Origin of the sequence: Bacillus sp. FSL M7-0791, from assembly GCF_038627085.1 — a bacterium.
Classification (GTDB): Bacteria; Bacillota; Bacilli; order Bacillales; family Bacillaceae; genus Bacillus; species Bacillus safensis.
Window position 1 is genome coordinate 2,942,130 of record NZ_CP152022.1, and the last position, 13,845, is coordinate 2,955,974.

At 42.3% G+C, this 13,845-nt stretch carries 14 protein-coding genes and 1 riboswitch; of the genes, 5 read left to right on the forward strand and 9 right to left on the reverse strand.

Annotation, left to right across the window (positions count from 1 at the left end; translation table 11 throughout):
* Position 1: 1 nt before the first annotated feature.
* The 4 genes from MHI08_RS15225 to MHI08_RS15240 form a co-directional block, all read right to left on the reverse strand.
* The gene (locus tag MHI08_RS15225; RefSeq protein ID WP_024423448.1) at positions 2-724 is read right to left on the reverse strand and encodes a response regulator transcription factor; all 723 of its coding nucleotides are present in this window, start codon (positions 722-724) and stop codon (positions 2-4) included.
* A 174-nt stretch (positions 725-898) separates the two neighbouring features.
* Positions 899-1,714, reverse strand: a complete 816-nt coding sequence (locus MHI08_RS15230) for an ABC transporter ATP-binding protein (RefSeq protein WP_024423449.1) — start codon at positions 1,712-1,714, stop codon at positions 899-901.
* A gap of 20 nt (positions 1,715-1,734) precedes the next feature.
* Complete coding sequence (locus MHI08_RS15235) at positions 1,735-2,757, reverse strand: iron ABC transporter permease (RefSeq protein WP_048237425.1); 1,023 nt, start codon at positions 2,755-2,757, stop codon at positions 1,735-1,737.
* Positions 2,758-3,810, reverse strand: coding sequence for an iron ABC transporter permease (locus MHI08_RS15240; RefSeq protein WP_024423451.1), 1,053 nt, complete (start codon positions 3,808-3,810; stop codon positions 2,758-2,760). It lies immediately after the preceding gene.
* 259 nt (positions 3,811-4,069) lie between these two features.
* On the opposite strand from MHI08_RS15240, the gene MHI08_RS15245 reads away from it, so the two are divergent.
* Entirely contained in the window at positions 4,070-5,008 is a 939-nt protein-coding gene (locus tag MHI08_RS15245; protein ID WP_025094112.1) for an iron-hydroxamate ABC transporter substrate-binding protein, read from the forward strand.
* Between the two features lie 250 nt (positions 5,009-5,258).
* Here the strand turns inward: MHI08_RS15245 and MHI08_RS15250 are convergent, their stop codons facing one another.
* The 3 genes from MHI08_RS15250 to MHI08_RS15260 form a co-directional block, all read right to left on the reverse strand.
* Positions 5,259-6,665: an amino acid permease gene (locus MHI08_RS15250; RefSeq protein WP_041107769.1), complete on the reverse strand. Its 1,407-nt coding sequence runs from the start codon at positions 6,663-6,665 to the stop codon at positions 5,259-5,261.
* A gap of 191 nt (positions 6,666-6,856) precedes the next feature.
* Positions 6,857-7,035: riboswitch (Lysine riboswitch) on the reverse strand.
* A gap of 121 nt (positions 7,036-7,156) precedes the next feature.
* Positions 7,157-7,300, reverse strand: a complete 144-nt coding sequence (gene sspJ / locus MHI08_RS15255) for a small acid-soluble spore protein SspJ (RefSeq protein ID WP_024423454.1) — start codon at positions 7,298-7,300, stop codon at positions 7,157-7,159.
* A gap of 81 nt (positions 7,301-7,381) precedes the next feature.
* Entirely contained in the window at positions 7,382-7,810 is a 429-nt protein-coding gene (locus MHI08_RS15260; RefSeq protein ID WP_024423455.1) for a MarR family transcriptional regulator, read from the reverse strand.
* Positions 7,811-7,981: 171 nt separating this feature from the next.
* On the opposite strand from MHI08_RS15260, the gene MHI08_RS15265 reads away from it, so the two are divergent.
* The 4 genes from MHI08_RS15265 (at position 7,982) to modB (ending at position 11,999) form a co-directional block, all read left to right on the forward strand.
* Positions 7,982-8,467, forward strand: a complete 486-nt coding sequence (locus MHI08_RS15265; protein WP_024423456.1) for a metal-dependent hydrolase — start codon at positions 7,982-7,984, stop codon at positions 8,465-8,467.
* Between the two features lie 124 nt (positions 8,468-8,591).
* Complete coding sequence (locus MHI08_RS15270) at positions 8,592-10,442, forward strand: LTA synthase family protein (protein ID WP_151862892.1); 1,851 nt, start codon at positions 8,592-8,594, stop codon at positions 10,440-10,442.
* 115 nt (positions 10,443-10,557) lie between these two features.
* Entirely contained in the window at positions 10,558-11,334 is a 777-nt protein-coding gene (gene modA / locus MHI08_RS15275; protein ID WP_041115683.1) for a molybdate ABC transporter substrate-binding protein, read from the forward strand.
* Positions 11,334-11,999 (forward strand): molybdate ABC transporter permease subunit, encoded by a 666-nt coding sequence (modB, locus tag MHI08_RS15280; protein ID WP_151039899.1) that lies wholly within the window; start codon positions 11,334-11,336, stop codon positions 11,997-11,999. Before modA ends, modB begins: the two co-directional genes overlap by 1 nt.
* Before the next feature lie 39 nt (positions 12,000-12,038).
* Here modB and MHI08_RS15285 read toward each other — a convergent pair whose 3' ends face one another.
* Both MHI08_RS15285 and MHI08_RS15290 read right to left on the reverse strand, forming a co-directional pair.
* The gene (locus tag MHI08_RS15285) at positions 12,039-12,884 is read right to left on the reverse strand and encodes an aldo/keto reductase (protein WP_024423460.1); all 846 of its coding nucleotides are present in this window, start codon (positions 12,882-12,884) and stop codon (positions 12,039-12,041) included.
* Positions 12,885-12,953: 69 nt separating this feature from the next.
* Positions 12,954-13,823 carry an ROK family protein gene (locus MHI08_RS15290; RefSeq protein ID WP_024423461.1) on the reverse strand — a complete coding sequence of 290 codons (870 nt, stop codon included), beginning with the start codon at positions 13,821-13,823 and terminating at the stop codon, positions 12,954-12,956.
* Positions 13,824-13,845: the final 22 nt, after the last annotated feature.

Here is a 13,845-nt window from a genome sequence, read left to right on the forward strand (position 1 = left end):
ATTATTGAAGGACCTTTGCAGGGTGCGGTATAAATTTATATCCCATACCACGGATCGTCACAATATATTCTGGCTGACTCGGATCTAATTCAATCTTTTCTCTCAGCTTTCGAATATGAACCATGACAGTGTTGTTATCACCATATGATGGGACGCCCCATACTTTCTCATAGATTTGATCTTTTGAGAGTACCACATTCGGATGGTCACAAAAGTACTTCAGCAAAGAAAGAAGCTGAGCAGAACATGCCGTCACCTCTCCTCTTACTTTCAATTCGGCTGCATGAGGATGATAGGAGAAATGGGCATAATGATATTGGCTTTGAGTGTCTTCTTGCTCCTCCTGTAAGGAGATATATGTTCGATTTAGGTGAGCCTTAATTCTAGCCACTAGCTCAAGCGGGTTAAATGGCTTCGTGATGTAATCATCTGCCCCCTGTGCAAAGCCCGTCAGTTTATCGACATCAGACGTTCTTGCAGTTAAATAGAAAATAGGCACTTTCGTTAACTTTCTGATTTCAGGCAGAACGTCAAAGCCAGACTTACCGGGCATCATTACATCTAGAAGTAAGAGGTGGATGTCCTCGTTTTTGACAATATCTAATGCTTCATCTGCATGGTAGGCTTTATAAATATGCTTGAATCCTTCTTTTTTTAATACGCGTTCAACCATTTTCACAATTGCTTCTTCGTCATCTGCAATCAATATTTTTGCTGTTTCCACGCATCTCTTTCCTTTCTAGCATGATCTCTAACCGTATATTACCATTGTCTAAAGTAAAAAAGTACCTCTTTTCTGCATAAAAGCGAAAAAATATCAACTGGAGAAAATGGCGGGACTAGGAAGTTTTAAACATGCAAAAAAACCCGGCAGCTGCACCGGGTTCCTATACATCTATTATCCATTCACAGCTTCTAGCTTTCGTTCATGATTCATTAAGTCATATGTTAAACAGATCGGCTTATTCGTTCTAGGATCAAGCACAATTTCTGCATCAATATGGAATACCCGACTGAGTACATCTTTGGTCATGACCTCATGAGGCGTACCATCTTTTATGACTTTCCCTTGATTGAGGGCAATCATGTAATGTGAAAAACGCGCCGCATGATTCAAATCATGGATGACCATCAACACAGTTCGGCCCTGCTCCCTATTTAAGCGTTCTAACAGCTGAAGAATCTCGAGCTGATGTGCAAGATCCAAATACGTCGTAGGTTCATCTAATAGGAGCAGCTCTGTTTCTTGGGCAAGTGCCATCGCAATCCATACACGCTGACGCTGTCCGCCGGAAAGTGCTTCAATTGGCCGATCATGAAAAGCAATCATTCCCGTTTCCTCAAGTGCCCACCTAATGATTCGTTTATCTTCATTTGATAAGCGACCAAACCCATTTTGATGCGGGAAACGTCCATATGACACGAGCTCATACACTGTCAATCCACTTGGTGCTTCGGGCGTTTGCGGTAAGATCGCCATTTGTTTTGAAATTTCTTTTGTCGGCGTCTCATGGATAGCCTTGCCATTTAAGTAAACAGCTCCTCGATTGGATTTCATAATACGAGACATCGTTTTTAAAATGGTTGATTTCCCGCAGCCATTCGGTCCAATCAGTGTTGTCACCTTGCCTTTTGGGATACTGACATTCAAATCTTCTACAATCAAACGGTCTTGATAACCGATACAAAGCTTTTCTGTTTCGAGTGATTTCATATGTTGTCTCTCCTTCCTCATTAGTTCGATTTCATCAATAAGTAAATGAAGTAAGGTGCACCTAAAGCAGAAACGACAAGGCCAACTGGCACTTCTGATGGTGCAAGGATGACGCGGCCAATTGTATCTGCCAGTAATAATAACAGCGCGCCAATCAGCGCGGAGGCCGGTATCATTCCTTGATGCTTTGGCCCAACAAGCTTTCTAGCCAAGTGCGGTGCGGCTAATCCTAGGAAAGAGATACTTCCTGCAACAGCAACACTCGCACCTGCTAATGCAACGGCAATCAGCATGAGAAGGCTTCTTTCTTTATGAACAGAAATGCCCAATCCATAGGACAGCTGATCACCTAAATTCATAATGTTTAAGTAGCGTGATCTGACAAGCGCTAATATAAGGAAAATCAGCATCCATGGCAGAACAGATAAGACGTACGTCCAGCTCGAGCCATAAATGCTTCCAGATAACCACACGATGGCTTGGTTAAAATCATTTGGGCTCATTTTCAACTGGATGACCACAATTGCTGCTGAAAACGCAGCATTCACACCAATACCAGTTAAAATCAATCGAACAGGTGTGATGCCTTTTTTCCACGCTAACACATAGATGAGAAATGCAGCAAAGCCTGCACCTACGAACGCGAAAAGCGGCAGTACAAAAATCGTAAAATCACCTAAATTTGTCATCGTGCCTTGAAATGCAAAGATAAATAGCACAACGGCAAAACCAGCACCGGCATTGACACCGAGAATACCTGGGTCAGCTAAACCATTTTGAGAAACACCTTGCCAAATCGCTCCTGATACAGCGATAGAAGCGCCGACAAGTAAAGCGATGACCATTCTTGGAAGCCTGAACTCGAATAATACGAGTTCATCCATTTCACTTCCGAATCCAAAAAGTGTTTTCAATGTATCCATCGGAGAGATTCGAATTTCTCCGGTATTTAAACTAATGAGAAACACAGCTACGATCGCGAAAAAGATCATGAGCATCGTTCGTTGATATTTCTTTTTCTTTGCTTGCTGCACCATTTCCATTTAAATCCCGCTCCTTTCACGTCTAGCTAAGTATAAGAAGAAAGGAACGCCTATAATCGCAGTAATGGCACCGACTGGCGTTTCAAACGGAGCGTTGACCAGCCTTGCAGCAATGTCTGCATAAATTAACAAAGTGGCTCCTAAAATAGCGGAGCATGGGATAATCCAGCGATAGTCCACTCCAACCAAGAATCGAGTGACATGAGGGATCACAAGCCCAATAAAACCAATAGAGCCTGCTACCGACACGGCAGCACCCGTTAAAAGAATAACAACCAATATACCAAGCACCTTGACCGTTTTTGTATATTGTCCAAGTCCTTTCGCCAGTTCTTCACCTAAGCTCAAAACCGTGATCGAACGGGCAAGGATCATTGCAATGATTAGTCCTGCAATGGCAACTGGAATGATGATATGAATGTTACTCCAATTCACACCTGCTACTCCGCCAGCATACCAAAAGCTCATATCTTGAGCGACGTCAAAACGGATGGCAATGGCTGAGGAGATGGAGCTCAAAAGTGCTCCAACCGCTGTACCAGCTAGTGCGAGCTTTACAGGAGTCAGCCCCCCTTTTGACATAGTACCGACACCAAATACAATAGAGGCACCGAGTGCGGCTCCAACAAATGACCAAAGAATTAATGTAAAAGAAGATTGGCCAGGGAAAAATGCTAATGCAATGGCAATCGCAAATGCGGAGCCATTTGTCACACCCATAATCTCAGGTGATGCAAGCGCGTTTCTTGTCATTCCTTGCATAATGGCACCTGATACGGCTAAAAAGGCACCGACGAGGGCAGCTCCAACTGTACGCGGCAGCCTCAATTCCCGAATGATTTGATGTGAAGTTTGATGTGGATCAAAATGAAAAACGGCTTCCCATACAGTCTGTAGATGAATGTTTGCCGCTCCTAATGATACTGATAAAAAAAGACCAAATGCTAAAGCGATCATTCCTATGATGATAACAGCTGCTGTTCCAAAAGGCTTCGTGACAATATCGATCGTATCATCGCTGGCTGGCAGCTGTTTATTCGATTGTGAGCCCAAAACCAGTCTCTTCCTTTCCGTTCATGTCTATTCTGTATTAGTGATAATGATTATCAATCTCGAAGTCTAGTATATCACTTTCTTTTCTTTTTGAAATCACTGTTCTGATAAATTTCTTTATTTTCGGCAAAAAACTGTGAGAATTTCATCATTTTTCTTTTGGTTCTAAATTAGCCGATGCATTTTTGTTCCTATCATGTTACGATAAAATTGAAAATGAGAATCATTATCAGAGGAAAGTGAATAGGAGAGAACTTTTGTGAAAAAACGAACTGGATTTCTTTTGATTTCTTTATCCATCCTTATGATCTTTACAGCCGCTTGCGGCAGCACTTCAAATAAACAATCTGCAGCGAAAAAGAATGACATGATCACCTATCAGGATGCCAAAGGTGAAGTGAAGCTACCGAAAAATCCGAAACGAATAGTGCTTCTTGCAGAAAGCTATTACGGGGACCTCGTCACGCTCGGCAAGACGCCGGTTGCTACAACATCACCCATCTTTAAAAACCCTTTTTATAAAGGGAAAACAGATGGAGTGGAAAATCTCGGAAGGACCCCATCAGTCGAAAAGGTAGCCGCTTTGAAGCCAGATATGATTATTGCATGGGGAGAAGACGAGAAGTTTGATCAATACAAAAAAATCGCCCCAACTGTAGCGGTTAAATACAACCAATATTCCTTCAAAGACCAGCTAAAAGAATTCGGTAAAATGACAGATACACCAAAAAAAGCAACAGAATGGATCACGAAATGGGATACCAAAATTGCTGAGGTGAAACCAAAGGTAACAAAAGCGGTCGGCAGCAAAACGGTTTCGATCGTATCGCCATTTGATAAAGGTATTTATATTTTTGGAAACACCTTTGGCCGCGGGGGCGAAATCATATATGACGAGCTGAAATTAAAAGCACCGAAGGCCGTCAAAAAAGAAGCGATCGACAGCGGAGTCGGCTATGCAAACATTTCTCTTGAGAAGCTGCCAGAATTCGCAGGTGACTATATTTTCACAGGTCCATGGAGCGGCTCAAAAAGTAATGGTGACCAAGTGTATCAAAGCAGCATTTGGACATCACTTCCTGCCGTCAAAAATAAACGTGTATTTGAAATAGATCCCGTCGGTTACTTCTTTAATGACCCAGTGTCACTAGAAGGTCAGCTAGAGTTTATTGTGGACCGATTGACATCTGCATCATAAAAAAACGTTTCTCCAGAGATGGAGAAACGTCCAAATTATTGACAAAGGGATAAAATGAGCTTTATTTTAGCCCTTTGTCTTCTTTTCAGCGTGATAGAAAACCTTTGCAGTCTAGGAAGGGCGAGTACCGGAGCGGAGCGAATTGAAACATTCGTGAGCACCGGAGCGCAGACCTGACAACGAATGCGAGGGTTTGTCTACACGCTGAACGTTTCTCCAGAGATGGAGAAACGTCTTCCTTATCCTAATCTTATACCGTTTCTTTGGCAAATCCTTTTGACATAAGTGGATAAAGCAAAATACCCACTAAGAATAAACCGATTCCAAGACCAAAAGTTTTCAAGTCGGCTGTTCCTGAAATAATGACCCAAGCTGAATATCCCATCGCAACAAGTGCAATAATACCGTCTCTTGTTCGATTTCCTTTTTGAAGCTCATATGTGTCACCTTGCATGATGACCTTAAAGCTGTAGATGGAAGACACAATATACGGAATAAGATACGCAAGTGTCGCTGATGTGGTTAAAAAGGTAAAAGCTTCATTAATCGTACGTGACATCACAGAGAAGATAAACAGCTGTGACATAATATTTGTAACAGTCAAAGCGAAAGCAGGGCTTCCTTTTTTGTTTGTTTTTGCAAATACTGCTGGAAAATCACCAGCCTTTGCTGCTTGATACGGTACTTCTGAACCAAGTAAAATCCAGCCAAGCATCGAACCAAACAAACAAATAATCGCCAGCAGTGCCATGACAATTCCGCCAGCTGGCCCAATAATAAGCTGAAGCACATCCACGAATGGTTTGTCAGAGCCTTGCAATTGATCATGCGGCAGAACGCCCATTGTAATCAATGTGATAATCATGTAGATCGAAAGTGCGATTAAAAGACCTGTAATCGTCGCACGTTTCACATCACGCTGTGAGGATGCTCTTCCTGATAAAATGACAGCTGATTCAATCCCAATAAATGCCCATAGTGTGGAAATAGCCGCATGATGAATTTGGCCACCAAGTCCGAGCACTCCTTCTCCGCCTGTTTCAACTGGGAAGTAATAATGTTCAAATAATGCCGTTTGAAATGCAAATAATCCCGCCACAATAAAAAGGACGAATCCAAGCACCTTCGAAAAGGTCGTAATAAAATTCAATTTACTTGCAGCACTTAAGCTAGTGATTAAAATGGTATGTGTTCCCCATAGAAGAAGGGTACATACGATAAACGTCATGAGCTGGCCAAGTGTGACCGCTTCTTTTCCAAAGGTAAAAACTTCAGTCTTCACGGTGAGAATAGGGAAAAAAGTCGTTAAATAACCAGCAAGGCTTGTAATAATTGCGACATTACTAATCCAGCTTGCCACCCAATATCCCCAAACCATTGTAAAACCGGCCGCTTTCCCCTTTTTCGGATCTTTAAAAAGCGCCCTTGCATAACTTTGTGGTCCAGCCGTCAGCTGCGGCTTATGAATGGACAAATGCCCAAATACAAGCGCAATCATCAGCACACCGCCGCCTGTGACAAGCCATGCCATCGTCACACCTAAAGGACTGGCGTGCTGGGCAAGCGTACTTGGCAGCATAAAGATGCCTGAACCTACCATATTTCCGACGACAAAAGCCGTCAATAACCAAAAACCCCATTTTTTTGTCTGTTCCATTTCCGTACCTCCGTTTTATTCACTTTGGACCAGACCCGGCAGTATCTTCATTGATATATTTGTGAAGCAATGACTTGCATTCTTTATGTTCATCATGGATTACTTATTCACAGCATACCCTTATTTTTGTTACTCAGAACATAAAAAAAAGCCTGAACAAAAGTCCATGCTTTTCAAAACATACACCTTGATCTCCGGATAGCCCTCCACGCTTCAAAGACGTGGCAGTCCTGCATTTATTCAATGCAGACCCAGCATAAAGAAAGTTGGAGCTCTCTTTACACTTCGGCGCTGATGCCTTTTTTCTCATGATCTACGATTCCATCTCTCCTATGAGTGACTCATCATCCGCGCAACCTCTACCTCACTGAGACATAGCGTGAGGATTTCTATTCATTTTTACTACACGAAGGTTATCAAACATTCTCACATCTGTCAAAGGGAAAAACATAGAAAAAAGGCAGAGAACGGTTTCTCTGCCCTTTACCTGCTTATTGTTGATTGTTTTTCTTCTTTTGTACAGCTTCCTGAAGCGGATCGCCTGCTAGCTCTTTACTTGCTTCCTCTAACAGCTGATCTACCTGCTGATGGTTTTTCTCACTTTTCGCCTTTTTATCCTTTTGGAAAAATGACATCGCTGTTTCCTCCCTTTTCATAAAATGCGGTTGCCTGTTTAATTTGCGCTACAGCGCTCAGCATTATACAAGGGAAGAGGCTCAATCATCATGAAAGGTCTGTCTCATTTTTTGCAAGTACGACAGAAAGGTTTTTAAATCATCCTTTGTGAAGTCTGACATCATATGCTGAATCACTTTTCCGAAAAGACGTGTATGCTTTTCATAAATCGCCATCCCTTTTTCCGTGACTTCTAAACGAACAAGTGATGAATCGTCCTTGTCCCGTTCTCTTTGAATATAACCCTGCTCACATAATTTATTGAGTGCAATAGAGGCTGCACCAGGGTTTAAAGAGAGTCTTTGCTTCAGCTCTTCGGCATGTGATACTTTGCCTTGTATCAAAATAGAAAGAGCATATATCTGCGGGGGCGTGATGTCTTTCTCTAACTCAAGTAACTTGCGGTTTAATTTACGGCTGACTTCATAATGTACAAGAACAATTTCTTTTAAAATGTCTGCATTACCCATCCGAATCGCATCCTTATCGTTAGTATCAACATGACTTCTCCCTTATTATAGAATGTTTTTCCATTCAGCCAACCATTTTGGCCTCTTTTTCTTTAGAAATAAGCCTTGCTGAATAAATCCACCCTTGATATAGTGAGTACTTGAACTAAAGATAGAACAGGAGTACGCATCATGACAGGAAAAACACACATCATGGGCGGAGTTGCCGCCTCTACAGCCGTTGCCTACTATTATGGATTAGACCCAGTGACGATGGCTGCTGCTGGATCAGTTGGTGCCCTGATCCCTGATCTTTGCCATACAAAAAGTAAAATCGGCAGAAAATTCCCGCTGCTCTCGGCACTGATCAGCAGTGTATTCGGTCATCGCACGTTTACACACAGTTTATTATTTTTGCTGATCATTTATTTTCTAGCGACAACATACATTCCAAATGACAGCCTAAGTATCGGTTTACTAGTCGGGATGGCAAGTCATCTCATCCTGGATGCAGGAACAGTGAACGGGATTAAATTTTTATTTCCAGCTTCCATTAAAGTGCGTCTTCCCTTCTATGTCAAAACAGGCAGCACAGGAGAACAAGTCGTACTAGCTGCTCTTACCGTCGTTACCTGCTATTACATCGCCGTCATCTGCGGCATATCCATCCCATTCTAATGAATTAAAAAGAGTTTTTCCGAAAAACACAGGATATGAATTGATCATTCCTCATTTTTTTAGTAGGTTTAAGATAAGTGTTTTTGCCTTGCAGCTGAATACAGAATGATGAGGAGCTACATAAATGAAAGCGTTCTTCAAAAATCACTGGTTTTTAGTGTATTCCATCCTCTTCATGTGGATGAAAACATACATCATATATCAATTCGGATTTCACATAAGAACGGCCAATCTGTTTCATGAATGGCTGCTTTTGATCAATCCACTTAGCTTTTTGCTCCCTTTGTTTGGGATTGCTCTTTTTTTAAATGAAAAGAAGCAAAAGATTTTTTTATTGACCGCAAATTTTATTTTGACGGCGATTCTCATAGCGAATACGATCTTTTATGGATTTTATATTGATTTCATTACGATCCCTGTATTATTCCAAGCGAAAAACATGGGGGATATGGGCAGCAGTATGACAGAATTGTTCCACCCGCTGTTTTTACTGATGCTCATTGATTTCGTGGTACTGGCATGGCTGTTAAAGCGTAAACCTTTAGCACCAAAAGCTTCCTTCAAGACGATCAAAACATATTATGCCGTGTGCTGCAGCTTTCTATTGTTTCATGTCAGTTCAGCCATGATGGATCACCCTCGTTTTCTGACAAGCTCTTATGATCGAGAAGTGATTGTACGAAACCTTGGGTTGTTCCAGTTCCACCTGTATGACGGTGCTGCCCAAACAGCGCGAATTGGACAAAAAGCCTTTGCAGATGAAGATACACTTTCAACCGTAGCTAACTACACAAAGGCTGATTACAGTGCACCAAACGAAGAGTACTTTGGACTTGCTAAAGGCAAGAACGTTGTGTTCATTTCACTCGAATCAACCCAGCAATTTGTCGTTGATCAAAAGGTGAATGGACAATACATCACCCCCTTTTTAAATCAACTCGCTAAAAAGAGTTTTTATTTTGATGAATTTTATCAGCAGACTGAGCAAGGAAAAACGTCGGATTCAGAGTTTATTGTCGCAAATTCCCTCTATCCATCTAGCAGCGGCGCTGTCTTTTTCACAGCGAGTGACAACGAATACGACACGTTATACAAGCAGCTGAAAAAAAAGAACTATCAATCCGTCCAATTTCATGCGAATAATAAAACGTTTTGGAATCGTGATGTGATGTATGAATCGTTTGGGATTGACCGCTTTTATGATGTCGATTCGTATCAAGTCAATGAACAGAATTCAACTGGCTGGGGCTTAAAGGATATCGACTTCTTTAACCAATCCATTGATTATTTAAAAAAGTTGAAGGCACCTTATTACAGCACATTCATTACCTTGACCAATCACTTTCCATTTGAAATCGATCCAAACGATCAATTGATTGATGAATATGATTCGTCCAGCGCCATTTTAAACCGCTATGTGACGACCGTCCGCTATCAGGATGAAGCCATAAAGACATTTTTTGAACGTATGAAAGAAGAAGGACTGTATGACAATACAATGTTTGTTCTCATGGGGGATCACTATGGCATCTCCGAGGCACATCATCAGGCAATGGCAGAGCTGCTCAATAAAGATGAAATCACACCGTTTGATGCTGTGAAATTGCAGCGGGTTCCCTTTTTGATTTACATTCCGGGAGTCACAGATCAAGCACCGCAGACAATTTCTGAAACAGCTGGGCAAATCGACGTGAAGCCGACACTCCTGCACTTACTCGGTATTGAAACGAAGGATGCCATTCAATTTGGCAATGACTTATTTTCAAACGAACGGACGCCTTTTGCTGTTTTGAGAAACGGGAACTTTATTACAAATGATTATCTCTATACAAAGAACACCTGCTATGATCAAAAAACAAAAGAGCCTGTTGAACAGGATGAGGTGTGTCAGCCTTATATCGAAAAAGCCAATAAAGAGCTTTCCTTATCAGACAAAGTGATCAATGGGAATTTGCTCCGTTTTTATCAGCATTAAAAGTCGCCTTCTGGCGGCTTTTTCTTTTCTCTTTTTACTGAAAGCCTATGAATGGTCAAATAAGTTTGCTTATAATAAAGGATACAGATGATATTGAATAATAAGAGGTGTAAACATGAAGTATGCGTTCTTCGCCTTCATCGCCATCTGTTTGCTCCTGAGCGGGTGTCAAACAGAGATGAAGTCATCGGATACAACCAAAAAAACTGAGCTTGTCATTTCAGCTGCGGCAAGCCTTCAGGATGCACTAAAGGAAATTGAATCTACTTATAATGATGAGCATCCGAATGTGACATTAACAAATAATTTCGGGTCATCCGGCGCATTAAAGCAGCAAATTGCGCAAGGGGCAAAGGCGGATCTCTTTTTCTCAGCAGCTGAAGCGCCCTTTGATGAACTTGTGAAATCTGGAGACATCGATCAACATTTTATCAAGGATGCTATCCAAAATGAGCTTGTACTCATTGTGCCAAAAGATCACTCTTCCTCTATTAAAAGCTTTCAAGACGTCCAGCACATAAAAGGAAAGGTTGCTCTTGGCACACCTGAATCCGTTCCTGCTGGTACATACGGCAAAGAGATTTTCACAAAGCTGAACATCTGGGATCAAGTGAAAAAGAACGCTGTGTACGGCAAGGATGTACGGCAGGTTTTAAGCTACGTAGAAACAGGAAATGTGGAAGCAGGTGTTGTGTATAAGACAGATGCCCTCGTTTCCAAAAAAGTAAAGATTGCAGCTGAAGCCAATCAGGACATGCATTCCCCGATCATTTACCCAGTAGGGATCGTAAAAGGGACAGAACATTTAGAAGAAGCCAAGTCCTTTTTTCAATTTCTACAATCAAAAGCAGCCAAATCCATTTTTAAAAAGTACGGCTTTCAAGTAACATAATGCCCATGCTCACTGAAGAATTCCTATCTCCCATCTGGCTGTCTGTGCAAGTTGCCATTGTGAGCGGGCTGCTGGCAACAGTTTTTGGTACAATGATTGGCTATTGGATGGCGCGAACTTCATTTAAGGGGAAAATGATCGTAGAAACGCTTTTGATGATGCCGCTTGTCCTTCCGCCAACAGTTGTAGGGTTTTTATTGCTCGTCATATTCGGAAGGCATAGCTTGATCGGAGGCGTGATTGAATGGATCTTCCACCAGCCGGTCATTTTCACATGGTGGGCGGCGGTAATTGCATCAACGGTTGTGGCATTCCCCCTTATGTATCAATCTGCAAAAGCTGGATTTTCTACGATTGAGTCAGACATTGAAGGGGCTGCAAAAGTAGATGGTGCTCATTCATTCCAAGTCTTTGCTTATATTACTGTACCACTTGCCCTGCCTTCCCTCTTGTCAGGCAGCATCCTCAGTTTTGCCAGAGCCCTTGGAGAATTCGGGGCGACCTTAATGTTTGCGGGCAACATCCCAGGAAAAACGCAAACACTCCCAACCGCTATCTATGTGGCAATTGATTCTGGACGAATGGAGCTTGCTTGGGCTTGGACGATTTGTATTGTGATCCTATCTTTTATCATGCTCTTGGCTGTGCGCCGAAGCAGTACGTAAAAAATCCTCTTTCTCATATAAGAAAGAGGATTTTATTATTTATTCAAACCCAACCGTCATCGTCTCTGGATTTGAGCCGACGCGTTCGTTATTGTTTAATGCATCGATTTTTTCCATGTCTTCTTTGGAAAGCTCGAAGTCAAAGATGTCTGCATTTTGTTTAATGCGTTCTTCATTGATTGATTTTGGAATTGTCACGACACCGCTTTGCAGATCCCAGCGCAAGATGACTTGAGCAACAGATTTGTTGTAGCGTGCAGCAATGTCTTTCAATACGTCATGATCTAATAGCTTCCCTTGCATCAGCGGAGACCATGCCTCAATTTGAATGCCTTTTTCCTTTGCATATTGACGCAGTTCAACAAGTGTCAGTTTCGGATGAAATTCAACTTGGTTCACAGCTGGAACAACCTCAGCATCTTTTAACAGCTCTTCTAAATGCTGAATGTAGAAATTGCTGACTCCAATGGCTCTGACTTTCCCATCTTTATAAAGCTTCTCAAGTGCGCGCCATGTGTCTTTAAATGTATCTGCATTTGGTCCAGGCCAATGAATCAAATAGAGGTCTAAGTAATCAAGACCTAATCGGTTTAAGCTTGCGTCAAACGCTTCAAGCGCTTTTTCATAGCCTTGATCTGTGTTCCATACTTTAGATGTGATAAATAAGTCTTCTCGTTTCACGCCAGATTCTTTAATCGCTTTTCCTACGCCTGTCTCATTTTTATAAACAGCTGCCGTATCAATGCTGCGATATCCGTTTCGTATGGCTGCTTTTACGGCATCTACCACTTGATTGCCGTCCTCCACTTTGAATACACCTAAACCAAACCAAGGCATTTCGACTCCGTTATTCAATGTTACGGTATCATTCAAGCTTTTGACCATTTTAACAACCACCTTTTTTATAGATTCCATCTCTTTCATTATCTCATGTTGTGCTTCAAAACTCTATTATCAGGCGTTTCTCTTCGCTTCGACGGCTAAGAGCAGCGCACCTGTCATGCCAGCCTTGTCCTCAAGCCCGGGGGAGACAATGTATGTATCAAGCGGCGGCAGATCCACATAATCATTGACATAAGCAGCCAGCTTCTCTCGAATGAGTGGGAATAGCTGCTTTTGCTTCATGACGCCTCCGCCCATGATGATGCGCTCTGGGCTTAAAATGAGTGAGTACTGCATAAGCGCCTGCGCTAAATAATCCGCTTCAAGTGCCCAAACCGCTTCTTCCTGCGTAAGCTCTTTGGCGGGTTTTCCCCACCTTTTCTCAATCGCTGGTCCAGCTGCCAGCCCTTCTAAGCAATTTCCATGTGCCGGACAGACACCTGCAAACGGATCTGATTCATCCTGTCTGATAAGGATATGTCCCATCTCAGGATGTGAATGGCCGTGTAGAAGCTCATTTTTCACAACAGCTCCCGCACCAATGCCTGTACCGACCGTGATATACAAACAGCTGCTTAGCCCTTTGGCTGCCCCTTTTGTTAATTCACCTAGTGCTGCGGCATTGACATCTGTTGTAAAGGATACTGGGACACCTAATTGCTTCTCAAGCTCAGGAATGAACGGATAATGCTTCCACTCCACTTTCGGCGTGTTCATAATATAACCGTATGAAGGATCATCCTTTTGAACACAAATGGGTCCAAAGGAGCCAACCCCTAATGCTGCAATGTCATGCTGCTTAAAAAATGGAATAAGCTGCTGTATTGTTTTCTCTGGGTGCTCTGTCGGAATCGTCATTTCCTCTAAGATGTCTCCATGCTCATTGCCGATTGCACAACAAAATTTTGTACCCCCAGCTTCAATCGCTCCATAATACGCCATCATTGATCTCCCCTCTGCTCGT

Coding starts and splice junctions, on each gene's coding strand:
- MHI08_RS15260 (WP_024423455.1), bottom strand. CDS start 7,810: ATGGGTAATGCAGACATTTTAAAAGAAATTGTTCTTGTACATTATGAA.
- MHI08_RS15290 (WP_024423461.1), bottom strand. CDS start 13,823: ATGGCGTATTATGGAGCGATTGAAGCTGGGGGTACAAAATTTTGTTGT.
- MHI08_RS15265 (WP_024423456.1), top strand. CDS start 7,982: ATGACAGGAAAAACACACATCATGGGCGGAGTTGCCGCCTCTACAGCC.
- MHI08_RS15230 (WP_024423449.1), bottom strand. CDS start 1,714: ATGAAATCACTCGAAACAGAAAAGCTTTGTATCGGTTATCAAGACCGT.
- MHI08_RS15285 (WP_024423460.1), bottom strand. CDS start 12,884: ATGGTCAAAAGCTTGAATGATACCGTAACATTGAATAACGGAGTCGAA.
- MHI08_RS15235 (WP_048237425.1), bottom strand. CDS start 2,757: ATGGAAATGGTGCAGCAAGCAAAGAAAAAGAAATATCAACGAACGATG.
- modA (WP_041115683.1), top strand. CDS start 10,558: ATGAAGTATGCGTTCTTCGCCTTCATCGCCATCTGTTTGCTCCTGAGC.
- MHI08_RS15250 (WP_041107769.1), bottom strand. CDS start 6,665: ATGGAACAGACAAAAAAATGGGGTTTTTGGTTATTGACGGCTTTTGTC.
- MHI08_RS15270 (WP_151862892.1), top strand. CDS start 8,592: ATGAAAGCGTTCTTCAAAAATCACTGGTTTTTAGTGTATTCCATCCTC.
- sspJ (WP_024423454.1), bottom strand. CDS start 7,300: ATGTCATTTTTCCAAAAGGATAAAAAGGCGAAAAGTGAGAAAAACCAT.
- modB (WP_151039899.1), top strand. CDS start 11,334: ATGCCCATGCTCACTGAAGAATTCCTATCTCCCATCTGGCTGTCTGTG.